Below are 23,613 nucleotides of genomic sequence, written 5' to 3' on the forward strand. Positions count from 1 at the left end.
CCACCGGGCCGGCGGACCCAGTGGGCCCGGCGGAGCCGGTGACTCCGGCGGCTCCGGCCGGAGCGGTGGGTCGGGTGGGACGCGGGTGGTCGGTGGCGACCTGGCCGAGCTGGCCCTGCTCTGGGGTGGGTTTCCGCTGCTCGGCGCGGGGGCCGGCTGGTTGCTGGCCGCCTTCGCGTCGTGGGCCGCCGAGGTGCCGTGGCGTCCGCTGCGGCGGCTGGCCCGCTGGCTGACCGAGCTGCCCGAGGCGTACGCCACGGTCGGCGCGGTCGCCGTGGGCGTGCTCGCCGGGCTGGCGCTGGCCGGCGTCGCCACCTGGGAACGTCTCGTCGTCCGGGTCGACGTCGACCGGGTGAGCCTGCGGCGCGGCGGTCGGACCCGGGAGCTGTCCCGGGAGACGGTCCGGGCCGTCCACCTGGACGGTCGGCAGCTCGTCCTGCTCGGTCCGGACGGCGGGGAGCTGGTCCGGGAGAAGTCCGACCTGAGCGGTCGACGGCTGCGGGCGGCGTTCCAGGCGCACGGGTACCCGTGGACGACCCAGGATCCGCACCGGGCGGACTGGCGGCGCTGGGTGCCGGACCTGCCCGGCCTGCCGACCGGGGCGGACGCGTTACTGCGCGCCCGGCAGGACGCGCTGGAACACCGTCGCCGCCACGACGCGTCCGACCTGCGTCGGGAGCTCGCCCTCCTCGGCCTGGTGGTCCGGGACGAGGCCGACCGCCAGTACGTCCGGGGCCGTACCGCGTACCGGGGCGTCGACCCGACTGATGGTGCCCCCCGCGACTGACCGCGTCGACCGCCTGGTGGCGGCAGGGCGGGAAACGTCTTTTTTCGCGGGGCATTGCCCACCCGGTCGGCAATTCCGTTGGATGGACGGGTATCACCACTCGATCGAGCGGGATGGATTGACGAGGGGGACGACGATGACCTCCGAACGGCGCGCCACGATCGGCCGGGGACTGCTCCGCCGCAAACCGGTGGAGGAGATCACCGAGGAGACCGACGAGGGCCTGGCCCGGTCGCTCGGGCTCTGGCAGCTCACCGCGATCGGGGTGGGCGGCATCATCGGCGCGGGCATCTTCGCGCTGGCCGGGGCGGTCGCCAACGAGACGGCCGGGCCGGCCGTGCTGCTGTCGTTCCTGATCGCGGGGGTGGCCAGCGCGGCGGCGGCGCTGTCGTACGCGGAGTTCGCCGGCATGATCCCGAAGGCCGGCTCGGCCTACACCTACGGGTACGTGGTGCTCGGCGAGGCGGTGGCCTGGTTCATCGGCTGGGACCTGCTGCTGGAGTACACCGCGATCGTGGCGGTGGTGGCGATCGGCATCTCCGGCTACTTCGGTTTCCTCGTCGGCGAGCTGGGGGTGGCGCTGCCGGAGTGGATGCTCGGCGCGCCCGGCAGCGGCGAGGGCCGGGTGGTGGACCTGTTCGCGGTGCTGCTCTGCCTGCTCATCGCGTTCCTGCTGAATCTGGGCATCAAGAGCGCGGCCCGGTTCGAGACGTTCGTGGTCGGGTTGAAGGTCGCCGTGGTGCTGCTGGTGATCGTGGTCGGCTTCTTCCACGTCCGGACGGAGAACTACTCGCCGTTCTTCCCGTTCGGGGTGGGCGGGGCGTTGACCGGCGCGGCCACCGTCTTCTTCGCCGTGTTCGGGTACGACGCGATGAGCACCGCCGCCGAGGAGTCGAAGGACGCCCGCCGGCACATGCCGAAGGCCATCATCTACTCGCTGGCCATCTCGATGGTGCTGTACGTGCTGGCCACGCTGGTGCTGACCGGCATGCAGAACTACACCGAGATCGACGCGGAGAGCGGCTTCTCCTCGGCGTTCGCCTCGGTGGGGCTCTCCGGGCTGGCCAGCGTGATCGCGGTCGGCGCGATCATCGGCATCCTGACGGTGATGTTCACCTTCATGCTCGGGGTGACCCGGGTGTGGTACTCGATGAGCCGCGACGGCCTGCTGCCCGCCTGGTTCGCCAAGCTGCACCCGGTGCGCCGGGTGCCGAGCCGGGTCACCTGGATCGTCGGGGTCGGCTCCGCGCTGATCGCCGGTTTCCTGCCGATCCGGGAGGCCGCCGAGCTGACCAACATCGGCATCCTGCTGGCGTTCGTGGTGGTCTGCGTCGCGGTGATCGTGCTGCGTTACCGCCGCCCGGACGCCCCGCGCACGTTCCGGCTGCCCGGGATGCCCGTCGTCCCCGCCCTCGGGGCGATCTTCTCGCTGTGGCTGATCACCTTCCTGGCGGCCCAGACCTGGCTGCGCTTCGCGGTCTGGTTCCTGATCGGCGCCCTCGTCTACGCCCTCTACGGCTACCGCCGCTCCCGCCTGCGGTGAGCAGGACGGACGCCGTCCGGCACGGTAGACGTCCGGACGGCGTCCGTCCGTCCGATCAGAACGCGACCAGCAGGCCCAGCACGACGAACACGACCTCGACCGTCAGCCCGGCCCAGCGCCGCCAGGGCGGCACGCCGGCCACCAGCGGCAGGCCCGGCCACCGGCGCGCCGCCGCCACCAGCGCCGCCGCGCTCGCCGCGCAGCCGAGCGCCCACACCCAGCCGGGCGCCAGCGTCCACTCCCCCAGCCGGTACGCCAACAGCAGCAGCACCGGCGCGGAGAGGGCCGTGCCGACCAGCGTCAGCCGGTCCGGGCCACGCCGGGCCACGGTGGCCAGCGACCAGCCGCCCATCAGGCTGAGCGCCAGGGCCAGGCCCACCCCGACCCAGCCGGGCAGGCCGACGCCGTCGGTCCCGGCCAGGTCCTCCTCGGGTACGTCGAGCAGCCGCAGCCCGATCGCGTCCACCCGGCGGTCGGTGTTGCCGAGCACCACCACGCCGCGCCCGGCGGCCCGGTCGACGCCGACGTACGCCCGGAAGCCGCCGGTGCCGCCGTTGTGCCAGACGACCTCGCGGTCGCCGTGCCGGGTGGTGAACCAGCCGTACCCGACGCGGTTGCGGTCGTCCTCGGTGAAGCGTGGGGTGGTGGCGTCCGCTCCCGGGGCGGCGCCGGCGAGCAGCGCGGTGACCAGCCGGCCGAGGTCACCGGCGGTGGACCAGAGACCGATACCGGCCGGCGCCCAGCCGGAACCGGTCCACGCGTCGGCCGGTCGACCGGCGGCCCGGCTGCCCTCGGCGTGCCCGGCGGGCAGGGCCGCCCCGTCCAGGTGGAAGCCGGTACGGCTGAGTCCCAGCGGGCCGAGCAGTTCCCGGTCCAGCAGCTCGGGGTAGCTGACGCCGGCCTTGGCGGCGAGCGCCTGCCCGAGCAGGGCCGCCCCGAAGTTGGAGTAGCGCACCTCGCCCCGCCCGTCGCCGGGCTCCGTGTCGGAGGCGGTCCGGACCAGCCAGTCGACGTCCTGCCCGGCGTACGGGTCGGCGGCGGCGAGGTTCGCCCACCACACCTTCGCCAGGCCGGTCGGGAACGGCATCGGCACCCGGGGCAGCCCGGAGCGGTGGCTGGCCAGCTCGGCCAGGGTCACCTCGCCGGCCGGGCCGGTGACCGCCGGCAACGCGTCGCGCAGCCGGTCGTCCGGGCGTACGACACCGTCGGCGACCTGGTCGGCGAGGAGCATGCCGGTGAGCGCCTTGCCGACCGAGCCGATCTCGAAGGCGGTGTCCGCCTCGACGGGCGCGCCGCCCGTGTCCCGCGCGCCGAGCCCGGCGACCCGGACGCGGCCGGGCTCGACCAGGGCCACCGAGAGCCCGCGCAGCCCCTCGGTGTCCCCGGCGGCGTCCCGGACGGCGGCGGCGAGTTCGGCGTCGCCGGTGGTGGCTGCGGGCAGGCGCGGCGGTCGGGGCATCCCGACCAGGCCGATCACGCCGACGACGAGTCCGACGACGGTGGCGGTGGCGGTGGCGGTGGCGGTGGCGGCGCTCAGCTTGCGCACGGCGAACTCCTTCCGGCCGCGCCCGTCCTGCCCGACCCGACGGGCGGGCGGGCGGTGGACCGGGGGGCCGCGGATCGGTGGCGGACGGGGTCAGCGGCGGGCGGCGGTGAGGATGGCGAGCAGGGGGACCACCCGGTCCGGGGGGACGGCCCAGCGACCGCGGGCGGCGCTGCGCAGCCAACCGGCGGCGGTGAGCTGCCGCAGGTGGTGGTGGAGCTGGCCGGTGGTGCCGAGCTCCTCGATCTCGGCCAGCTCGGCGGTGCCGCGCCGGCCGCCGAGGATCTCGCGCAGCAGGCGCAGCCGGACGGGGTGGGCCAGGGCGGTCAGCACGGCGGCGGAGTCGGCCCAGTCACCGGCGAGCACGTCGTCGACGGGCAGGCCGTACTGCCAGTCGTACCGCTCACCGTCGAGGTCGACGGCGCCGGTGTAGAGGACGGCGCCGGGGTGCCCGGCCGGGAGCCGCTGCTTGAGGCCGTTCAGCGCCCAGAACACGTCGTCGGCGTCCGGCGCGGTGGTGGGCGCGGTGGCGGCGGGCACGGTCGCGGCCGGGTCGGCTGTGACCTGCTCACGCAGCTCGGCGACCTGCGCCTCCAGCGCGGCCACCCGGTCCTCCAGTGATGCCATGACCCTGATACTACGAAGATACGTAACTTCGTACAAGTCGGCGATCAGTGGGTGACGCTGACCCGTACGTGCTCCGGGATGTCGAGCCACCAGGTCGCCGCCCGCCGGGCCGGGTCGGGCAGCCCCGGGGCGTCCCGCAGCCGCCGCAGGTACCCCTGCTGGCCGGAGACGCCGAGGCTGTAGACGAGGCCGGTGACGGCGGTGAACGCGGCGGCGTCCCGAGTGCGCCTCCAGGCGTCCACGTGCCGACGCAGCGCCGCGCCCCAGAACCGGCGATCACTGACGCCCCCCAGATGTCCGATAGCGAAGCACGCCGCGGCGCTCAACTCCGACGGCAGACGCGGCGCAGTGACGATGCCCTCGACGACGGGGCGCTGCTCCGCCCCACCGAGCACCCGCAGAGCCGTGACGAGCCGGACGTTCCGCGTCAGCCGCTCGGTCCGCGCCGGGTCGAGCTCGTCCGCGAGCACCCGCGCCAGCGGAACCCCGAACGGGGTCGCGGCGACGAGCATCGTCGCGTACATCCGGGTGTCGCTGAGCGGATCGAAGAGGAGCTCCGCCACCAACCCGACAAACACTGCGAACAGCGCCGGGGCAGGCTCGTCGCCCAGTAGCGCCACGGTGGCCCGAGCAACCCGGGTGGCGGTGGCCGCGTCGGCCGGTGACAGCGGCCGCCCGCCGTGACCGGTCACCGGTGGGCCCGATAGACCCGACAGGCCCGCCCCCGGCCGGGGCGGCAGATGCCCCCGACCCACCCCGGGGAAACGGTAGCCCCGGCGGCTCAGGAGCGAGGCCAGGACTCGGGCGTCGTCAGCGTGCGCCGGATCCGTCAGGAGATCCCGCACCACATCGGCGATCACGTCGAGCTGCTCCGGGGCGAAGTGGACGAAGCGAATCTTCCGCTCACAGGCCAGGAGCGCGCCGCACAGCGCCCGATCGTTGGTGGGGTCGGTCAGTTGCGCCAGGACCACGCGCCCGGCGTCCGGGTGACGACTGGCGTCCAACACGCTGATCGTCTCGATGAAGATCTGGTTCTCCCGGTCCGCGCCCAGACTGGCGAGCGCCGCCACCGCCGCCGGGCCGCAGGAGGGATGGCCGAGCAGGCGGTTCAGCGCCTCGAACCGCTGCCGCCACGACAGGTCGTGCGAGATGATCGTCTCGCGGACGAGACGCTCCATCACTCGGGAACGGTAGGACCGGGGGAACACCATCAGGCCCGGCCGCGCCACCACGAGCCGGGACAGCTCGGTCCACTGTGGTCCGGACATCGACGCGGTGGAGGCGGCCCGTTCCAGCAGGTCCTCCAACCGCTCCTCGCCAGCCGTCGGGTCCGCTCCCACCGGCGGTGGGACGCGCGGGGCGGCGGCCCAGCGCACCGCCTCTCCCCGGCCTGCCGAGTATCTCCACAGGAGATCGACGGTGCTGGTCAGGGTGCCCGGCCGCAGAGCGAGCAGTTCCTCGTAGCGGGCGATCGCCGCCGTGGGCGGCCTGACGACGCCGGTCTCCCACCGGGAGATCCGACTCTCGCTCGCCGCCGTGGGCCAGGACCCGCCCCGGAACGCGGCCGCGAATCGTCCGGCTCGGCTCCAGCTCCGGTCGCCGCCGAGCAACCGGTTGGTACGCAGCAGCCACGCGATCCGGTCGACCGTGTCTCCCACCACACCCCACCCCAGCGTCCGGAGTTCGCGCCGCCCGACCGGAAGCACGAAAGGTAGATCGACACAACCCCCGTTGCGGCACGTTTGTCCCGCTGCGATGGATCTCGCACGACGAGGGTCGATGCGTACCGTCAGTCTGGCGCGCGCGACGAACCGGCCGGTGTCAGATCTCCGCCAGCGTCCGAGGAGTTCCTGTGACCAGACGTTCATTTTCGACCGTGGTGGCGACGGCCCTGTTCGCCATCACCGCCTTCCTCCTGCCGGTCAACCCGGCCGTCGCCGCCACGATCGGCGACGCGCCGGTCGGCGCGCCCGCCGTGCAGGCCGGCTGTTACGGCGACTGGTGCTCCGGCCAGGACCCCGAGGCCATGGGATGCAGCGCCGGCGCCTACACGGTCGCCTCGGCCTGGGCCGGGAGCTACCTGGTGGAGTTGCGCTGGTCCCCGTCCTGCCAGACCAACTGGGCTCGGATCGGCGGCAGCTGGACCGGGCCGCTCTGGGTGGTCCAGAGCACCGGGTACAAGCACAGCTACAGCGGCTCCAACGGTTCCTACCGGTGGACGGCGATGATCTACAGCCCGTCGCTCGCCTGTCGGGCCGAAGCCGGTTCCACGTACACCGCCTGGGTCTGACCACCACAGGCTCTGGCCAGTCAGATCGAACCGGCCGTCCGAGGGGCGCCTCGGACGGCCGGGCGTCGTGGATTCACCGGTGGATCTCCCGCCGTTAACACCGCCACCTATAACATCGCTGAGTATGAATATCCGGAGTATCGTCCGCTCGCGATCCGGGCGGCTGGTCACCGCGTTCACCCTGGTCGTCGTCGTGGCAGCGCCCGTCGTGGCGACCTCGGCGTCGGCCGCGACCACGCTCACCGTCGCCCAGGCGCTCGCCGCCCAGGACGGCCGCGCCGCCACCGTCACCGGCTACGTGATCGGCCAGCCGACGGCGAGCAGCACGGTGCTCACCTCCGGCTTCACCGCCGACACGGCGCTCGCCATCGCCGACTCGGCCACCGAGACCAGCACCGGCCGGATGCTCTACGTCCAGGTCACCGCCGCGTACCGGAGCCAGTTCGGGCTGCTCACCAACCCGGGCCTGCGCGGTAGGGCGGTCACCACGACGGGGGCGCTCACCGCGTACTTCAGCCACGGCGGGCTGAAGAACCCGACCGCGATGAGCCTCGGCGGCGCCACCACGCCGCCCCCCACGTCGAGCCCGACGCCCACGCCGGGCCCGACCGGCACACCCGTCCCCGGTGGCGACTACGACTCGACGTACTACGCCGCCGCGATCGGCAAGACCGGCGCCGCGCTGCGCGGCTCGCTGCACACGATCATCAAGGCGCACACCCGGCTCTCGTACGACCAGGCGTGGGAGGCGCTCAAGGACACCGACCAGGACCCGGCGAACCCGAACAACGTCGTCCTGCTCTACACCGGACGCTCGCAGAGCAAGAGCAGCAACGGCGGCGGCGCGAACGACTGGAACCGTGAGCACGTCTGGGCCAAGTCGCACGGCGACTTCGGCACCGCCACCGGCCCCGGCACCGACGTGCACCACCTGCGCCCGACCGACGTGTCGGTCAACTCCACCCGCGGCAACAAGGACTTCGACCTGGGCGGCAGCCCGATCGCGGAGGCCCCCGGCAACTACACCGACGCCGACTCGTTCGAGCCGCGCGACGCGGTCAAGGGCGACGTCGCGCGCATGCTCATGTACATGACGATCCGGTACGAGGGCAACGACGGCTGGCCGAACCTGGAGCTGAACAACTCGGTCAACAACGGGACCGCCCCGTACCACGGCAAGATGTCGGTGCTGCTCCAATGGCACCGGGCCGACCCGCCGGACAGCTTCGAGCAGCGGCGCAACCAGCGGATCTTCGAACGCTGGCAGGGCAACCGCAACCCGTTCGTCGACCACCCGGAGTGGGCCGCCTCGATCTGGGGCTGACCGCCACCGGACCGCTGCGGCCACGGCCGGTCACCGGCGCTGCCCCGGGCACGCCGGTGACCGCCGTTCGCTGCCCCTGCCCGTGCCCCCGGCCGGGCCGGTGGCGACCCACCTCCGCCGGGCGCGCCCGCGAGCGGCGTCGCCCTGGGCGCGCCGACGGTCAGGCATGCGTTGCCGAGACGCTGTCGAGCTGCCCCATATCCGGGGCAGCTCGACAGGCAACCGGAACCTACCTGCCACCGGGCCGCGGCCACCGCCGGCCGGGCCACGCCGGGCCACGCCGGGACGACCAGCGGCGCGAGGTGGCCGGGAGGGTATGTGGCCGTGGCAGGTGAGCCACTCCGCCGTCGGGGTACGACAGGCCAGGACACCGACGAGGCGCAGAAGGAGTGGCATGGCCACCAACCCGATTCCGGACATCACGCTCAACGACGGCAACACCATCCCGCAGCTCGGCTTCGGGGTGTTCCAGATCGCGCCGCGCGACACCGTCGCCGCCGTACGGGAGGCGCTGGGGGTCGGCTACCGACACATCGACACCGCCCAGATGTACGGCAACGAGGCCGAGGTGGGGCAGGCGATCCGCACCTCCGGGCTGGAACGGGAGGAGGTCTTCGTCACCAGCAAGCTCAGCAACGCCTTCCACCGCCCGGAGGACGCCCGCGGGGCGTTCCAGTCGACGCTCGACGAACTCAAAGTCAACTACATCGACCTGTTCCTGATCCACTGGCCGTTGCCCACCCGCTACGACGGTGACTTCGTCTCCACCTGGAAGGTGTTGGAGGAGTTCAAGGCCGACGGGCGGGCCCGGTCGATCGGGGTGTCGAACTTCCAGGTGCCGCACCTGGAGCGGCTGGCTGCCGAGACGTCGACCGTGCCGGCGGTGAACCAGGTCGAGGCGCACCCGTACCTCGGCAACGAGCAGGTCCGCGCGTACGGGCGGGCGCACGGCATCGTCACCGAGGCGTGGTCGCCGATCGCCCAGGGCAAGGTCCTGCCCGACCCGGTGATCACCGAGATCGCCGAGCGGTCCGGGCGCACCCCGGCCCAGGTGGTGCTCCGCTGGCACATCCAACGCGGCGACATCGTCTTTCCCAAGTCGGTGACGCCGGCCCGGATCGCGGAGAACTTCCAACTCTTCGACTTCAGCCTGGACGAGACCGACATGGACCGCATCACCGCTCTCGACCAGGGCGAATCCGGCCGTCAGGGCGCCCACCCGGACACCTTCGACTACCTTCCCGCCTGAGTCGCGCGTAAGGAAGGGACCCTTCCCGCACGCCTGGCGTGCGGGAAGGGTCCCTTCCTCGCATCTCAGCGGTTGGCGCAGATGGCGTAGGCGGTGTTCGTCCAGCTTCCGGCGAACGCGTCCTCCTCGTACGCGCCGACCGTGATCGCCGTCGGGGCGACCAGCGTGCTGCCGTTGGGGCGGAAGTCGTCGACCACCCCCTCACCGGTCACGCCGTTGAGCTGGTAGCCGGCCCCGACCATCACCTTGTTGACGGGGCAGACCGCGGTGGTGGAGTGGAAGTCGTTCGAGTTGGCAGGACCGACCACGGTGGCCCGGGCCAGCCCCGCCAGCGGGTTCGCGCAGATCCCGTACGCGATGACCAACCAGTTGCCGAAGAAGGTGTCCGCCTCGTACGCGCCCACGGTGACCGCGGTCGGGGCGACGACCGTGCTGCCGTTGGGCACGAAGTCGTCCACCAGCGCCTCACCGGTCGCGCCGACGATCTCGAACCCGGTGCCGGTCAGCACCTTCCCCCGGGGGCAGGCGGCCGTGACGCTGTGGAAGTCGTTCGAGTCGATGGCGCTTGTCGCGCTGACCCGCACCAGCCCGGCGACCGGGTTGGCGCAGACCGCGTAGGCGGTCAGCGTCCAGACGCCGGTGAAGGCGTCCGCTTCGTACGCCCCGACCGTCACGGCGGTGGGGGCGGTGGCCGGGCCGCCGTTGGGCCGGAGGTCGTCCACCACCACCTCGCCGAGCGCCCCGTTGATCTCGTACCCGGTGCCGGTCAGCACCTTGCCCACCGGGCAGGTGGCGGTGACGCTCCGGAAGTCGGTGGAGTTGGCGGGGCTGGTGACGGCGACCCGCACCAGGCCGGGCACGGCCGCCGAGGCCGGGGTGGCCGGCGCGACGACCACCACGCCCGTGACGGCGAGGCCGAGCACGAGGACGAGCCCGCGGGCCCCGAGTCGTCGGGGCCCTGTCTGACGTGACATGTGTTGCTCCTGTTCCGCTGTCCCCGACCGCGACACCGGCGTGCCGCCTTGATCGAGGACTGTCGCTCTGACGCGTTGACGCTAGGTAATCGAGCGAACAGGCATTATCCAAGATCTGACTACCTTCAGTTACCGAGCAGGGGGCGCAAATTCTGGCATATCGGACTCATCTTGCCTTCGGCGGAAACGGCCGGCCGCCGCGTCGGGCTCGACCGACACGACAGGCGGCGGCGCGGACCCGCCCGTACGGTGGGCGGCATGACCAGTCAGCCAGTGCTCCACCTGGTGGTGTCCGCCGCCGGCCCGGCGCAGCACGTCGACGACCTCGTCCGGCTGCTGATGGCGGACGGCTGGACGGTCTGCCTGATCCTCACCCCGACGGCGGCCACCTGGCTCGACCGGGACGCCCTCGCCGCCCGCACCGGCCATCCGGTGCGGGTCGAGCCGCGCCGGCCCGGCGACCCCGAGCCGCACCCGGAGCCCGACGCCGTGGCGGTCGCGCCGGCCACCTTCAACGTCGTCAACAAGTGGGCGACCGGCGTCAACGACAGCGTCGCGCTGGGCCAGCTCAACGAGGCGATCGGTACGGGCGTCCCGGCGCACGCCTTCCCCCGCGTCGGCGACCTCGGCAAGCACCCCGCGTACGCCGGTCACCTGCGACTGCTACGCGACGCCGGCGTCCTCGTCACCGACCTGCCCGACGTGGCCCGCGCCGGCTGGCAGCCGGTCGTCGACGCCCTCCACCCGACCCTGAAACGAATCACCACCCCACCCAAGTGAGCCACACCCCCCACCCCCCACCCTCACCCACCCCGCCTCGTCGATCTAGGGAAGATTGCTGTTGGTGGAGATCAACTAACGACAATCTGCCCTAGATCGACGAGGCGAATCCGGATGGCGGAGCAGGCGGGCGGCGGTGAGGGGCAGAACGTGCAGCACGACGACTAGGGTGCCGGCCAGCGGGGCGACCTGGCCGACGGAGAGGCCCTGGGTCGCCAGCGCCAACGCCGCGCACCCGCCGGTGACCAGCGCGTGGAACGCGAGCCGCAGCGCGACTCTCCAGCCCGACGGGTCCGCGCCGGACGAGTCGGGCCCGTCCGCGCGGGACCGGAGCGCCGGGACCGCCGCCGTGATCGCGACGAGGGCGGCGAACAGGGCCGCCCAGAGGGCGGTCCGGCCGATCCCGGCGCCGCTGGTCACCGAGGGCGCCACCACGGTGCTGACCGCGAAGACGACGAACGCCGGCAGGCCGGTGAAGACGAACGCGGTGAGCGCCGCCCGCACGCTCCGGCCCACCGGGCTGACCTGCGGCTGCACCTGCTGTTCGAGGCCGGCGATCACGTCGGCCGGGGCCCACACCAGGTTCCCGGCCGGACGGGTCTCGGACGTCGGTTGCGACATGCCCGAAGGGTAGCCACCCCGTGCCCATGCCGTGCCCGGCCCGTACCCGTGCCCGTGCCCGTGCCCGGCCCGAGGCCGCGCCGCCGGCGCTACCGGCGCGCGTCCCGCCGGTACGGTTGGAGCGCGGCGAGGATCCCCTGGTTCGCCTCCCAGCCGTCCGGGAACCTGACCGGGACGTCCAGGTGGACCGGCTCGCTCGACGGGTACGCGTCCAGCAGCTCCGCGATGCCGGCCCGGGCCACCACTACGCAGGCGTGCCGGTGCCGGGACGTCAGCACGCACAGCCGCCCCGACTCCAGGTGGAACGCGGTCGCGTCGCGTCGCCCGGAGAGCGGGTGCAGGACGATCGTCACGTCGTACTCGCGGCCCTGGAGGCGGTTGGCGGTGTCGACGGTGACGCCCTCGCCGGCCGCGCCCAACTGCGCGCGGATGGCCGCGACCTGGTCGCGGTGCGCGGCCCCGACGGCGATCCGGGACGCGTCGACAGGCGAGCTCTCACCCGAGGAGTACGCGACCGCGCCGCGTTCCAGCACCCGCCGGGCCAGGGCGGCGCAGGCGGCTGCCGCCTCGGCGTCGGTGCGCAGGGTGTGCCGGGCCGGCAGCTCGTACAGCGCCCAGCCGGTCGACGCGGCCAGCTCCACCGCCGCGTCGACGGCGTCCCCCGGCCCGGGCCCGGTGAACGTCAACGCCCGGTCGTCCGGCCCGGTGCCGGCCCGGAACCCGGTGAACGGGTAGAACGCCCGCGCCACCACCGGAGCCGCCGACGCGGGCAACCGCCACGACACCGGCAGCCGGCGCACCGGCAACTCCGGGTTGTGGCGCAGCAGCACCGCCACCGCCGACTGCATCGGATCCCAGGTCAGGCCGGTCCAGCGGGCCACGTCGACGGTCGAGAACGGGTCGAGCTGCCCGGGGTCCCCCACGAACAGCGCCCGCTCGAACCTACCGGCCACGCGCAGCAGGGCATCGGACCGCATCTGGTACGCCTCGTCCACGATCGCCCACGGCCAGCAGCCCTCGGTCACCGTGGCCCACTTGGCCGCCGTACCGATGATGACGGCCGGACCACCGAGGTCGCCGACCTTCGCCGCGACCCGGACCGTCTCGTGCGCGGTGATCCGCTCCGACGGCCGGTAGTCCCCGGCGGAGAGCCGGCCGATGCGCAGCCCGGGGGCCTTCCGGGCGAGCCTGTCGACCAGGTCGTCCACCTGCTCGTTGGTCTGCGCGACGATGATCAGCGGTTCACCGGCCCCGGCCAGCTCGACGGCGGCCCGGACGACGAGGGTGGACTTGCCGGCCCCGGGCGGCGAGTCGACCACCACGCCCCGGTGCGCGCCGGAGCGCAGGTCGGCCAGCACGGCGGTGACGACCCGCTCCGCCGCCACGGACGGCGGCAGGTCCAACGCGACCCCCATCGACTCCACCTCCAAGGCGATTCCGGCGACCCTATCCGGCCGCCCGCCGATTGGACCCGGCAGACAGCCCGAGTCTCCGTCATCGAATGTCAACCATCCGACACCCACCAGGTGCCTGTAGCGGGCTGTGTCCCTTGTGGCGACTCAACACCCCGACAGGCACCGGATACTGTGACGGGTCCTTCACTTTCGGGAGTCGGGCTGGACGGAGAGATCGGGGCCGCGTAGTGATCATGCACCCAAACCAGCCCGGGCAAGTTTCGATCATGCACTTCACCCATATCGACAACCTGCCGTCGATCCTGGCCACCGGAGCGCTCGTCGCTGACAACCTGGTGGATGGGCACCTGCTGACTGATGTTGGTTCGATCAGCATCAAGGCGAGCCGCCGGAAGCGGGAGGTGCCCTGCGCGCCCGGCGGGGTGGTCGCCGATTACGTGCCGTTCTACTACGCACCGCAGTCGCCCATGATGTACCGCATCGCGTGTGACCATCGGGACGGGAAGGCAGGCTGCTACCCGGGGGGCGACGATCCGCTCGTCTACCTGGTCAGCACCGTTGCCCGGGTACACGCCGCCGGCCTGGGCTGGGTCGCCAGCGACGGCAACTGCGCGGCGGAGCTCACCTGCTTCTCCAATTCGCTCCACGACATGGGCGAGCTGGTCGACTGGGCGTTGATGCGGGAGAAGGTCTGGCGGAACACGGAGGAGGACGGCGACCGGATGCGCCGCCGGATGGCAGAGTTCCTGGTGCATCGGGAGTTCCCGCTCCGCCTGATGGCCGGGTACGTCGTCCGGACGCCGGCTCGGGAGCGGCAGGTGAGGCGGCTCCTGCGGGAAGCTGACATCATCAACCCGGACGTCCGTGTCATACGAGACTGGTACTACGGCTTCCAACGGAGGGAGGTGCGCGCATGATCGTCGTGAGCCGTGGCAACCTGCTCACCGCAGAGGCCGAAGCACTGGTCAACACGGTCAACACGGTGGGCGTGATGGGCAAAGGTATCGCTCTCCAGTTCAAGCGCGCATACCCAGCCAACTACACCGCCTACCGGTCAGCCTGCACGGCGAAAGATGTCGAACTGGGGAAGATGTTCGTTTTTGACTCCGGTCGGATCGGCTCTCGCCGCTACGTGATCAACTTCCCGACCAAGGGCCACTGGCGCGCCAACTCCAGGCTGTCCGACATCCGCGCCGGGCTCGCGGATCTGGTACAGGTGGTACGCGAACGGCAGATCAGGTCGGTCGCGGTACCGGCGCTCGGCTGCGGCAACGGCGGCCTGGCGTGGGAAGAAGTCCGCCCGTTGATCGAGCGCGCCTTCGCCGAGATCCCCGAGGTCACGGTTCTGCTCTTCCCGCCCGAGGGCGCGCCCGACCCGGTGGACATGCCCGTCGCGACCGAAAAGCCGCCGATGACGCCGGGACGTGCTGTCCTGATTCGTGCGATCGAACGCTACCTTGACCGGGCGGAGGCCGTGGAGCCGCGCGGGGGCGTGACCACGCTGGAGATCCAGAAGATCGCGTATTTTCTCCAGATCCTCGGGGAGCCACTACGACTCTCGTTCACGCGGGGCCGTTACGGTCCGTACGCGGACAGCCTCAACCACGTGCTCGATCTGCTGGAAGGCCATTATCTGGTGGGATTCGGCGACCGCTCGGCGAAAACGGACGAGCTTCGGCCCATCCATCTGATCGAGGGGGCGACGGACGCCGTGTCCGCCTGGCTGGACGCGCACGGCACGTCCTCGCACACGACGGACCGTCTGGTCGAACTGGTGGACGGTTTCGCTGCTCCGTACAGCATGGAACTTCTTGCCACCGTCCATTTCGCCGCAGAGGTCCCACCGACCACCAATGAACTCGACGAACTGATCACGCGGGTCCAGGGGTGGAGCGGTCGTAAGTCCAGGCTCTTCACGCCCGACCACATCAAGGCAGCTCACCGGCGGCTGAGCTCCGCCGGACTGCTGCCGAGCCTGGTGCCGTCTTCCTGATGCTCCGAGCGGCCTGGCACCGCCAGGTTGGCGGTACGGTGCGGTGATGGAACAGCGGATCAGTCTGGTCACCCTCGGGGTGGCCGACCTGGCGCGGGCCCGCTCCTTCTACGAGCGGCTCGGCTGGCGCGGCCAGGAGGTCGAGCAGACCGTCTTCTTCCAGGCCGGCGGGCTCGTCGTCGTGCTGTGGGGCCGGGACAGGCTCGCCGAGGACGCCGGCGTCACCGGGTTGGGCGGCGACGGGTTCGGCGGGATCACGTTGGCGCACAACGTCCGTACCCGGGAGGAGGTCGACGCGGTGCTGGCCGTCGCCGCCGACGCCGGGGCCACCATCACCCGGCCGGCCCGGGAGACCTTCTACGGCGGGTACGCCGGCTGCTTCGCCGACCCGGACGGGCACGTCTGGGAGATCGCCCACAACCCCGGCTTCACCCTGGCGCCCGACGGCACGATCACCGTCCCCGACTTCGGTTCGAGCTGACCCGGCGACGCCACGATCCGTCCACACTCGATAGCGTGCGGCGGTGAGCGTACCGGGGCGGGGTGTCTACGAGCATCTGATCACGCGGGAGTTGGCCGAGCGGCTGCGGCACGTCGACCCGGCGCTGGTCGCGCACGGCGCGCTGGAGCCGGCCGACGCGCCGGACGTGCTGGCCCGGCACCTCGCCACGCTCGCCCGACGGGCGCTGCGGGCCGTGCCCGGTGGGGCGGACCAGCTCGTCCGGCAGGTGGAGGTGGCGAACCGGATCGCCGCGGGCATCGCCGCGCTCGCGCCGGCCGCGACCGGCGTCGAGGACGAGATCACCGACGCGCGGCGGCTGCTGCACGCCATCGCGGCCCCGCCGACGTCGCCGGCCGTCGCCGCCGGTTTTCCGGTACGCCCCAGCGCCCCGCTGACCACCGGCACGCTTCTGGTGAACGGGCGCGGCCAGCCGCGGATCGGGCACGAGGTGGTCCGGGAGATGGCCTCCGCCGAGCAGGTGGACCTGCTCTGCGCGTTCGTGAAGTGGCACGGGCTGCGGATCGTCGAGCCGGCGATCCGGGAGTTGATCGCCCGGGGCGGCGCCCTGCGGGTGATCACCACGACCTATCTGGGGGCGACCGAGCAGCGGGCGCTGGACCGGCTTGTCGAGTTGGGGGCGCAGGTGCGGGTCTCGTACGAGACGCGCACCACCCGGTTGCACGCCAAGGCCTGGCTGTTCCGTCGGGGCAACGGCCTGAGCAGCGCGTACGTCGGCTCGTCGAATCTGTCGAAGGCGGCGCTGGTCGACGGGGTGGAGTGGAACGTCCGGGTCGCCGAGCCGGAGCAGCCGCACGTCATCGGGACGTTCGCGGCCACCTTCACCGACTACTGGACGGATCAGGCGTTCGAGTCGTACGACCCGGAGCGGGACGGTGACCGGCTGGGGCGGGCGTTGCGTGGTGAGCGGGCGAGCGGCCCCGGCGGCCCGGACGCCGGCCCGGGCAGCGAGATCGTCGGGCTGGACGTGCGGCCGTACCCGTACCAGGCGCAGGTGTTGGCCGACCTGGACGCCGAGCGGGTGGTGCACGGTCGCTGGCGGAACCTGGTGGTGATGGCGACCGGCACCGGCAAGACGGTGGTGGCCGCGCTGGACTACCGCCGGCTGGCCCGCGACCGGCGGGTGGACTCGCTGCTGTTCGTCGCGCACCAGGAGCAGATCCTGCGGCAGAGCCGGTCGACGTTCCGGCAGGTGCTGGGGGACGGCAGCTTCGGTGAGCTGCTGGTCGGCGGCGAGCGGCCGGGCAGGGGGCAGGGGCGGCACGTCTTCGCGTCGATCCAGTCGCTGCACCGGCGCGACGACCTCCACCCCGAGGCGTACGACATGGTGATCGTGGACGAGTTCCACCACGCGGAGGCGCCGACGTACACGCGGCTGTTGGAGCTGCTGAGGCCGCGGGTGCTGCTGGGGTTGACGGCGACGCCGGACCGGGCCGACGGCGGTGACGTACGGCGGTGGTTCGACGGCCGGGCGGCGGTGGAGCTGCACCTGTGGGAGGCGCTGGAGCGGCAGTTGCTCGCGCCGTTCCAGTATTTCGGCCTGCACGACGACACGGACCTGTCGGCGGTGCGTTGGCGGCGTGGCCAGGGCTACGACCGGGACGAGCTGGCCGGGGTCTACACCGGCAACCACGCCCGTGCCCGGATCATCCTGCACAACGTACGGGAGAAGATCGACGTCGGGCGGATGCGGGCGCTCGGTTTCTGCGTGAGCATCGGGCACGCCGAGTTCATGGCGGAGTGGTTCACCAGCCACAACGTGCCGTCGGCGGCGGTCACCTCGGCGCTGGACGGGCCGGCGCGGCACGCTCTGCTGCGCGACTTCCGGGCCGGGAAGCTGCGGGCGTTGTTCACGGTGGACCTGTTCAACGAGGGCGTCGACCTGCCGATGGTGGACACGATCCTGCTGTTGCGCCCCACCGAGAGCGCGACGGTCTTCCTCCAGCAGCTCGGTCGGGGCCTGCGCCTGGACGACGACAAGGCGTGCCTGACGGTGCTGGACTTCATCGGCGCGCAGCACGCCGACTTCCGGTTCGACAGGCGGTGGCGGGCGTTGACCGGGCTGGGCCGCCGGGCCGTCACCGACGCGGTCCGCGACGATTTCCCGTCGTTGCCGAGCGGCTGCCACATCGAGTTGGACCGGGTGGCGAAGGACGTGGTGCTGCGCAACCTGGAACGGGCGCTGCCCACCTCCCGTACCGGCCTGGTGACGGAGTTGCGGCGGCTGGGGGACGTGTCGCTGGCGGAGTTCCTCCGCGACACCGGCCTGGAGATAGAGGACGTGTACCGGTCGGCGGGCCTGGGCGGCTGGGCGGGGTTGCGGCGGCTGGCCGGGCTGGACGCTCCGGCTCCCGGCCCGGACGACCGGGAGTTGGGGCGGGCGATCGGCCGGCTGCTGCATCTGGACGACCCGGACCGGTTGGACCTGCTGACCCGGATGGCCGACGGGGAGCCGGCGGGCGACGGCACCCCAGAGGACGACGGGACGGCGCGCGAGCGGCTGCGGGCGATGCTGCACGTCTCGTTGTGGCATCGGCTGCCGATGGACCGGACGGCCGAGGGACTGACCCGGCTCCGTGCCGAGCCGGCCCGCCGGGCCGAGCTGCGGCAGGTGGCCGAGGTGCTGCGGGACCGGATCCACCGGGTCACGGCGCCGTCGCCGTCGCCCCGGCTGCCGCTACGGGTGCACGCCCGGTACAGCCGCAACGAGGCGTGCGCGGCGTTCGGCATGCCGAACCCGACGTCGCTGCGGGAGGGGGTGAAGTGGCTGGAGGCCGAGCGGGCCGACCTGTTCTTCGTGACGCTGGTGAAGTCCGAGCGGCACTACTCCCCCACCACGATGTACGCGGACCGGGCGGTCACCGGGACGCTGTTCCAGTGGGAGTCGCAGAGCACCACGTCGACCCGTTCACCCACCGGCCAACGGTACGTGCGCCACGTCGCCCGGGGCTCGACGGTGCACCTGTTCGTCCGGCGGAGCCGGGTGCCCGACGGTGACCTGGGCGCGCCGCCGTACCTGTACGCGGGGCCGATGACGTACCGGGAGCACCACGGGGACCGGCCGATGCGGATCCTGTGGGAGCTGGCGCATCCCCTGCCCGCCGACGTGTACGCCGCCGCCCGCACCATCGCCGCGTGAGCCCTGCGAGCGCCACGATCGGCCGGAGGGGGAGGCGGTCGGCCGTGCGGGTGGCGCCGGGAACCGCTGGCGCCACCCGCACGGTCACGTCCTACCGGCGACGCCGCAGAGCGGTGACCAGCCGGAGAGCCAGCACCACCAGCACCGCCGCGCCGAGACCGAAGCCCAGGAGCTGGGCCGGGCCCAGCTCGCCGGCGTCCCGGCTGCTCTGGACGACCGCGACGATCGCGACGACCGCGACGGTCAGGCCGATCGCGGCGGCGGTCTCACCGCCGGTGGGGTTGCCCACCCATCCGCGCATCCGTTGTCTCATGGTCCTCTCCTACCCGGGGAGCGTCACGGGCACGCCGATCTGAGCGGAATCACGTCGGAGCTCAGCAGAGCAACGACTCGCCGACCCAGAGCGCCGCGTCGATCACCAGTCCCACGGCCAGGGACGTGCCACCGGAGAGCGGGGCGAAGTAGAGCCCCACGGCGGTCGCGGCTCCGGCGGCGAAGAACCCGGCGCTGCACCAACTGAAGTCGTTCCCGGTGGGGTCGACGTAGTTCACCGGGTTGCAGCCGGCGTAGGCGTACCGGTTGCCGTGTTGCGGGTTGCCGAGGAAGCTGAGGTTGTCCTGCTGGGTGAAGCGCCCCTGGACGGGGTTGTACCAGCGCTGTCCGAACTTGGTGAGCGTGCTGGTCTGGTCGTACGTGCCGCCGGCGTAGCGGATCAGGTTGGTGTGCGGCAGGTTGTACTCGTCGCTGGTGAGCAGCTTGCCGTACGGCTCGTAGGTGTACCGGGCCGACACCGTGCCGTCGGCCTTGACGATCGCCACCACCGAGCCGAGCCCGTCGAGCACGTACGCGTGGTCGGTGTTGGCGATCCGCAGCCCCAGCGGGGTGCCGAGACCGTCGCGCTCGGCGTAGACCGGGGTGCCGTTCGGGTTCCACGACTGCAACCAGGGCATGCCGTGCTGGTCCTCGATGCCGTACCGGAGGGTGGTGGTCCCGGCGGCGGTCAGCTCGACCTGGTCGGTGCCGGCGTAGCTGTAGTTCGCCGAGCCGCCGCCACCGGACGTGGAGGTGAGCTGCTTGGCGGCGTTGTAGTTAAGCGTGCCGATGGACGGGGCGCTGGCCTTGGTCTGGTTGCCCCGGCCGTCGTAGGTGTTGTTGCTGGTGGTGACCTGGTTGGCGGTGTTGAAGGTCAGCGTCTGGGTGGTGACGCCGTCGACCTTGACGCTGGTCCGGTTGCCGTTGGTGTCGTACCCGTACTCGTAGGTCTTGCCGTGGTGGTTGGTGGCCTTGGTGAGCCGGTTGCCGTCGTCGTAGCTGAACTGGGTGACGGCGCCGGTGGTCTCGTCCTTCTGCCACTGCCGCAGCCCGGTGTCGTCCTCCTCGTCGGTGGAGCAGCCCTGTCCGGCGACGTACTTCGCGTGGCAGTAGGAGACGTCGAAGACCGTGGCCGGGCTGGCCGAGTTGCGGGTGGCGGTGATCCGGGTGGGCCGGTCCGACCGGTCGTAGACGGTCTTGACCCGCAGCGCGTACGCGCTGTTGCCCTCGTTGGTGGCGAACCAGGTGTTCTCCCGGTTGCCGTCCTTGTCGTACGAGAAGTTGTAGCGGGTGCCGCCGGCGGTGTCCATCCGGACCAACCAGTTACGGGTGTTGTAGTAGTACTTCGTGCTGCCCCGGCCGTCGGTCAGCTCGGTCAGGTTGCCGACCGCGTCGTACCGGTAGTCCAGCGTGCCGCCGGCGTCGGTGCGCTGCCGGGTCCGGTTGAGGTTGTCGTGGACCCAGGTGGTGGTGCCGGTGGCGTCGGTCCGGCTGATCACGTTGCCGGCCCGGCCGTAGGAGAAGGTGACGCCGGCTGTGGGCGCGCAGCCGGAGTAGCTGATGCTGGTGATCCGGTCGTCGTTGCTGTAGTCGTACGTGGTGACGCAGCCGTCGGTGACGGTCTTCAGTCGACCCAGGTTGTCGTAGGTGAAGGTCTTCTCGGCCAGGCCGTTGCCGGTCGGCGGGGTCACCTTGGTCACCTGCTTGTTGCTGTCGTACGTGTAGGTGGTGGGGTTGCCGGTGTTGCCCGGGTCGGTGGAGTTCTTCACCGTGCCGTTGGTGTTGTACTCGACCTCGGCCTCGGCGGCGAGCGCGTCGGCGGTGGCGGTGCGGTTACCGGCCCCGTTGTAGGTGTACGTCGAGCTGTTGCCCTGCGTGTCGATCGACGACGAGGGCTGGAAGTTCGCCGTGGGGTTGGTCGAGGTCGCCGCGTTCGCGTACGCGGCCTCGGCGCTGGCCCCGGTCGGTGACACCGACTTGGTGATCGACTCGCCGGCGTTCGCTCCGAAGGTGTTGGTGATCTCCGCGCCTTCCGGCGACACCGACGACAGGACGTCCTGGTACGGCGTGTACTGCTTGCTGCGGCTGTTGCCGGCCGGGTCGGTGACGCCGGTGACCCGCTTGTCGGCGTTGTGGTCGTAGACGGTGTGCGGCACCGCCGAGACCGGCTGGGAGAGGTCCTGCCGGGCGTCGGCGACCAGGGTCCGCGACGACGTCGGGTAGGCGAAACGGGTGGTGACGCCGTCCCCGGTGAGGTGGTTGAGGACCTGCTTCACCGAGGTCACCCGGTGCTGTCCGTCGTAGGTGATGGTGACGTACGCGTCGTCCTTGGGCCAGATCTTCACCAGGTCACCGTTGGTGTCGTACTCGAAGGTGACCCGGCGGGACGAGGCCGCGCTCTGGATCGCGCTGAGCCGGTTGCCGCTGTCGTACTCGTAGCTGACCTCACGGAGGGTGCCGTACCCGTCGGACTGCCGGTAGCGGACCAGCCGGTCACCGGTGTAGCTGACGGTGGCGGTGCGGGCGCTGGTCACGCCCCGGTCCGAGGTGACCGTGGTCATCTTCCCCGCGCTGTACGCGAAGTCGGTGACGTTGCCGTTGCGGTCCTCGGTCCTGTCGAGCAGGCCGGCGGAGGTGAAGAAGAGCTTCCGGCCGTCGCCGTGTTCGGTGAGCTTCCACCCGGCGCCGTCGTCGGCGAGGGTGGCCTTGAACTCGCCGGGGGACGTGTAGCCGGAGCCGGACGCGGTGAACTTCCCGATCACGCCGTCGGCGGCGGCGTAGGTGACCGAGCCGTCGTCGGCCGGGTACAGCTTCACGTCCACACCGGAGCGGGTACGCCAGCCGGGGCCGTGCGCCCCGACCTCGAGGTCGCTGCCGAGCAGCAGGCTGTTGAAGGACGCCCCGACCGTCAGGTTCTGCGCGACGCCGGGCAGGGTCAGTTCGGTGCTGGTGAGCAGCAGGTTGCCGGAGGCCACGTTGACCTTGGTCGTCAGCCGGTCGGTCAGCGAGAACGAGATCTCGGTGCCGTTGCGTACCGGTCCGGTTCCCTTCGGCACGGACGGCGCGGCCCCGGCTGTCGACGGGCTGGTGACGCGTTTCGGTGAGTCGAAGAGCCACGTCTTCGACCCGGATCGTGGTGAGAACTCGGATTCGACGGCCGGTGACGGCTTGTTCGACGCGACGCCAACCCGGTTGCCGCCCGGCGCGGCCTCCGCCCGGCTGCCGGTCGGCGCGACCAGCGCCGACGCGACGGCCACCGCGACCGCCACCCCCACCACTGCACTACGTTGCCTCATTACTCTCCCTATGCGCACTCCGGTGGACGGTTCCACCGGGTCGATGCCATGCATGAGTCACCGGCCACCACGTCACGGCACGACGGGTGGTCGGTTCGTTCGGAAAGATGGCAGGTGTCCGCCGCGGCACGGCGTTTCACGACCGCTGCCAGTGGTACGGCGCCACGGAGCGGCGCCTCTCCCGGCTCGGGCGGCGTGCTGCCGGCCGGCGGGGCGCAGCGGTCAGGATTCGATGGACGTCACAGCGCGCGATTTCATGAAGAGCCCCCGTGTGATGATTGCCGGACGACAATCTTCACTGAAAACTATCGATCAGCATGATCGATGTCAACGCCTCGACCCGGTGGAACGGATCCCGTAGCACGCCGACGCCCCCGGTTCCCCGCCGTGGCGGGGAACCGGGGGCGTGCCGGGAGAAGCTCCGTCGGTGTCAGACGGCGCTGCGGTCCCGGGCGGGCGCGGCGGCGGCGAACGTCTCGGTCACCGGGGTACGGGCGGCGTGCGCGAAACCCGCCAGGGAGAGCAGGAACAGCAGGCCGGCGCCGAGGTACATGGCCAGCGCGCCCTGCTGGGCCTTCACCCCGAACTCGCTGAAGCCGTACGAGGTGAGCAGCAGGCCGCGCAGCGTCTCACCCTTGAAGACGGTGTCCCGCTGGCCCTTGACCTGGGCGAGCTGCTTCTCCAGCTCCGGCAGGGCCGGGTCGTTCGTCTGCCGCGCCGCCGCCACCTTCCCCTGGAGCTCCCGCTCCGGGCCACCAAGGGAGGCGTACGTGTCGCCGCCGGCGATCGACTTGAGGTGCAGCCCGATGTACTCGTTGGCGTAGCACTCGGCCTGCTTGCCGGTGGTCATCAGTTGGCCGGCGTTCTCGACCAGGCAGTCGGCCTGCTTCTCCTCGTCGCTGAGGTTCTCCGCCGGGGTGAACCGGATGTTCTGCTCGCTCAACTGGTCGCGTACGTAGTCGTTGGCGAAGTTGGCGTTGGCGGTGAGCACGAGGCCGACGGCCAACAGCAGGACGGCCAGCCCGAGGCCACCGATGCTGAAGAGGATGTCGAGGGTCCGGCGCTTCATGTCGTTCTCCCGGGGGTGTGGGGGTTCGTCGACCATTTATCGGTGCGAATCCATGGTCGGTCGACGCCCCCGGCGGCGGGCAGGGCCGGAACTCCCGTACCGGCCCGGGACCTTCGGCCCCCGGCCCGGGA

At 71.9% G+C, this 23,613-nt stretch carries 19 protein-coding genes; 10 read left to right on the forward strand and 9 right to left on the reverse strand.

Features of this window, described 5'->3' with window-relative positions:
* Positions 1–85 precede the first annotated feature (85 nt).
* Complete coding sequence (locus O7606_RS13140; protein WP_281594307.1) at positions 86–787, forward strand: hypothetical protein; 702 nt, start codon at positions 86–88, stop codon at positions 785–787.
* A gap of 136 nt (positions 788–923) precedes the next feature.
* Positions 924–2,330, forward strand: a complete 1,407-nt coding sequence (locus O7606_RS13145) for an amino acid permease (protein ID WP_281594308.1) — start codon at positions 924–926, stop codon at positions 2,328–2,330.
* A gap of 55 nt (positions 2,331–2,385) precedes the next feature.
* On the opposite strand, the gene O7606_RS13150 is transcribed toward O7606_RS13145, so the two are convergent.
* The 3 genes from O7606_RS13150 to O7606_RS13160 form a co-directional block, all read right to left on the reverse strand.
* The gene (locus O7606_RS13150; RefSeq protein WP_281594309.1) at positions 2,386–3,876 is read right to left on the reverse strand and encodes a serine hydrolase domain-containing protein; all 1,491 of its coding nucleotides are present in this window, start codon (positions 3,874–3,876) and stop codon (positions 2,386–2,388) included.
* 90 nt (positions 3,877–3,966) lie between these two features.
* Positions 3,967–4,500: a helix-turn-helix domain-containing protein gene (locus tag O7606_RS13155; protein ID WP_281594310.1), complete on the reverse strand. Its 534-nt coding sequence runs from the start codon at positions 4,498–4,500 to the stop codon at positions 3,967–3,969.
* Between the two features lie 44 nt (positions 4,501–4,544).
* The gene (locus O7606_RS13160; protein WP_281594311.1) at positions 4,545–6,158 is read right to left on the reverse strand and encodes a hypothetical protein; all 1,614 of its coding nucleotides are present in this window, start codon (positions 6,156–6,158) and stop codon (positions 4,545–4,547) included.
* 194 nt (positions 6,159–6,352) lie between these two features.
* Here O7606_RS13160 and O7606_RS13165 point away from each other — a divergent pair, with 194 nt between their 5' ends.
* From O7606_RS13165 to O7606_RS13175, 3 genes are all read left to right on the forward strand, one after another.
* Entirely contained in the window at positions 6,353–6,790 is a 438-nt protein-coding gene (locus O7606_RS13165; RefSeq protein WP_281594312.1) for a DUF2690 domain-containing protein, read from the forward strand.
* A 124-nt stretch (positions 6,791–6,914) separates the two neighbouring features.
* Complete coding sequence (locus tag O7606_RS13170) at positions 6,915–8,114, forward strand: endonuclease (RefSeq protein ID WP_281594313.1); 1,200 nt, start codon at positions 6,915–6,917, stop codon at positions 8,112–8,114.
* 394 nt (positions 8,115–8,508) lie between these two features.
* On the forward strand, positions 8,509–9,363 hold the full coding sequence (locus O7606_RS13175) for an aldo/keto reductase (RefSeq protein WP_281594314.1): 855 nt from the start codon (positions 8,509–8,511) through the stop codon (positions 9,361–9,363).
* A gap of 65 nt (positions 9,364–9,428) precedes the next feature.
* Here the strand turns inward: O7606_RS13175 and O7606_RS13180 are convergent, their stop codons facing one another.
* Positions 9,429–10,337 carry a hypothetical protein gene (locus tag O7606_RS13180; protein WP_281594315.1) on the reverse strand — a complete coding sequence of 303 codons (909 nt, stop codon included), beginning with the start codon at positions 10,335–10,337 and terminating at the stop codon, positions 9,429–9,431.
* 258 nt (positions 10,338–10,595) lie between these two features.
* Here O7606_RS13180 and O7606_RS13185 point away from each other — a divergent pair, with 258 nt between their 5' ends.
* Positions 10,596–11,117, forward strand: coding sequence for a flavoprotein (locus tag O7606_RS13185; RefSeq protein ID WP_281594316.1), 522 nt, complete (start codon positions 10,596–10,598; stop codon positions 11,115–11,117).
* 75 nt (positions 11,118–11,192) lie between these two features.
* On the opposite strand, the gene O7606_RS13190 is transcribed toward O7606_RS13185, so the two are convergent.
* Positions 11,193–11,738 (reverse strand): hypothetical protein, encoded by a 546-nt coding sequence (locus O7606_RS13190; RefSeq protein ID WP_281594317.1) that lies wholly within the window; start codon positions 11,736–11,738, stop codon positions 11,193–11,195.
* 89 nt (positions 11,739–11,827) lie between these two features.
* On the reverse strand, positions 11,828–13,153 hold the full coding sequence (locus tag O7606_RS13195; protein WP_281594318.1) for an AAA domain-containing protein: 1,326 nt from the start codon (positions 13,151–13,153) through the stop codon (positions 11,828–11,830).
* 266 nt (positions 13,154–13,419) lie between these two features.
* Here O7606_RS13195 and O7606_RS13200 point away from each other — a divergent pair, with 266 nt between their 5' ends.
* Genes O7606_RS13200 through O7606_RS13215 form a run of 4 tightly spaced genes read left to right on the forward strand, consistent with a single transcriptional unit; the run spans position 13,420 to position 18,805 of the window.
* Positions 13,420–14,070 (forward strand): DUF4433 domain-containing protein, encoded by a 651-nt coding sequence (locus tag O7606_RS13200; protein WP_281594319.1) that lies wholly within the window; start codon positions 13,420–13,422, stop codon positions 14,068–14,070.
* A complete protein-coding gene (locus tag O7606_RS13205; protein ID WP_281594320.1) occupies positions 14,067–15,146 on the forward strand; it encodes a macro domain-containing protein in 1,080 nt (359 codons plus the stop codon). Before O7606_RS13200 ends, O7606_RS13205 begins: the two co-directional genes overlap by 4 nt.
* Positions 15,147–15,192: 46 nt before the next feature.
* Positions 15,193–15,627 (forward strand): VOC family protein, encoded by a 435-nt coding sequence (locus O7606_RS13210; protein WP_281594321.1) that lies wholly within the window; start codon positions 15,193–15,195, stop codon positions 15,625–15,627.
* Positions 15,628–15,670: 43 nt separating this feature from the next.
* Positions 15,671–18,805 carry a DUF3427 domain-containing protein gene (locus O7606_RS13215; protein WP_281594322.1) on the forward strand — a complete coding sequence of 1,045 codons (3,135 nt, stop codon included), beginning with the start codon at positions 15,671–15,673 and terminating at the stop codon, positions 18,803–18,805.
* 91 nt (positions 18,806–18,896) lie between these two features.
* Here O7606_RS13215 and O7606_RS13220 read toward each other — a convergent pair whose 3' ends face one another.
* From O7606_RS13220 to O7606_RS13230, 3 genes are all read right to left on the reverse strand, one after another.
* Entirely contained in the window at positions 18,897–19,118 is a 222-nt protein-coding gene (locus O7606_RS13220; protein ID WP_281594323.1) for a hypothetical protein, read from the reverse strand.
* 61 nt (positions 19,119–19,179) lie between these two features.
* Positions 19,180–22,413, reverse strand: a complete 3,234-nt coding sequence (locus O7606_RS13225) for an RHS repeat-associated core domain-containing protein (protein WP_281594324.1) — start codon at positions 22,411–22,413, stop codon at positions 19,180–19,182.
* Positions 22,414–22,843: 430 nt separating this feature from the next.
* Positions 22,844–23,482 (reverse strand): hypothetical protein, encoded by a 639-nt coding sequence (locus O7606_RS13230; RefSeq protein WP_281594325.1) that lies wholly within the window; start codon positions 23,480–23,482, stop codon positions 22,844–22,846.
* Positions 23,483–23,613: the final 131 nt, after the last annotated feature.

Source organism: Micromonospora sp. WMMD882, assembly GCF_027497255.1.
GTDB lineage: Bacteria > Actinomycetota > Actinomycetes > Mycobacteriales > Micromonosporaceae > Micromonospora.

Bases quoted from the DNA above. Each gene is read 5' to 3' on its own strand.
- O7606_RS13195 (WP_281594318.1), bottom strand. From the start codon at position 13,153: ATGGGGGTCGCGTTGGACCTGCCGCCGTCCGTGGCGGCGGAGCGGGTC.
- O7606_RS13205 (WP_281594320.1), top strand. From the start codon at position 14,067: ATGATCGTCGTGAGCCGTGGCAACCTGCTCACCGCAGAGGCCGAAGCA.
- O7606_RS13170 (WP_281594313.1), top strand. From the start codon at position 6,915: ATGAATATCCGGAGTATCGTCCGCTCGCGATCCGGGCGGCTGGTCACC.
- O7606_RS13180 (WP_281594315.1), bottom strand. From the start codon at position 10,337: ATGTCACGTCAGACAGGGCCCCGACGACTCGGGGCCCGCGGGCTCGTC.
- O7606_RS13225 (WP_281594324.1), bottom strand. From the start codon at position 22,413: ATGAGGCAACGTAGTGCAGTGGTGGGGGTGGCGGTCGCGGTGGCCGTC.
- O7606_RS13145 (WP_281594308.1), top strand. From the start codon at position 924: ATGACCTCCGAACGGCGCGCCACGATCGGCCGGGGACTGCTCCGCCGC.
- O7606_RS13175 (WP_281594314.1), top strand. From the start codon at position 8,509: ATGGCCACCAACCCGATTCCGGACATCACGCTCAACGACGGCAACACC.
- O7606_RS13190 (WP_281594317.1), bottom strand. From the start codon at position 11,738: ATGTCGCAACCGACGTCCGAGACCCGTCCGGCCGGGAACCTGGTGTGG.
- O7606_RS13220 (WP_281594323.1), bottom strand. From the start codon at position 19,118: ATGAGACAACGGATGCGCGGATGGGTGGGCAACCCCACCGGCGGTGAG.
- O7606_RS13155 (WP_281594310.1), bottom strand. From the start codon at position 4,500: ATGGCATCACTGGAGGACCGGGTGGCCGCGCTGGAGGCGCAGGTCGCC.
- O7606_RS13230 (WP_281594325.1), bottom strand. From the start codon at position 23,482: ATGAAGCGCCGGACCCTCGACATCCTCTTCAGCATCGGTGGCCTCGGG.
- O7606_RS13200 (WP_281594319.1), top strand. From the start codon at position 13,420: ATGCACTTCACCCATATCGACAACCTGCCGTCGATCCTGGCCACCGGA.
- O7606_RS13210 (WP_281594321.1), top strand. From the start codon at position 15,193: ATGGAACAGCGGATCAGTCTGGTCACCCTCGGGGTGGCCGACCTGGCG.
- O7606_RS13185 (WP_281594316.1), top strand. From the start codon at position 10,596: ATGACCAGTCAGCCAGTGCTCCACCTGGTGGTGTCCGCCGCCGGCCCG.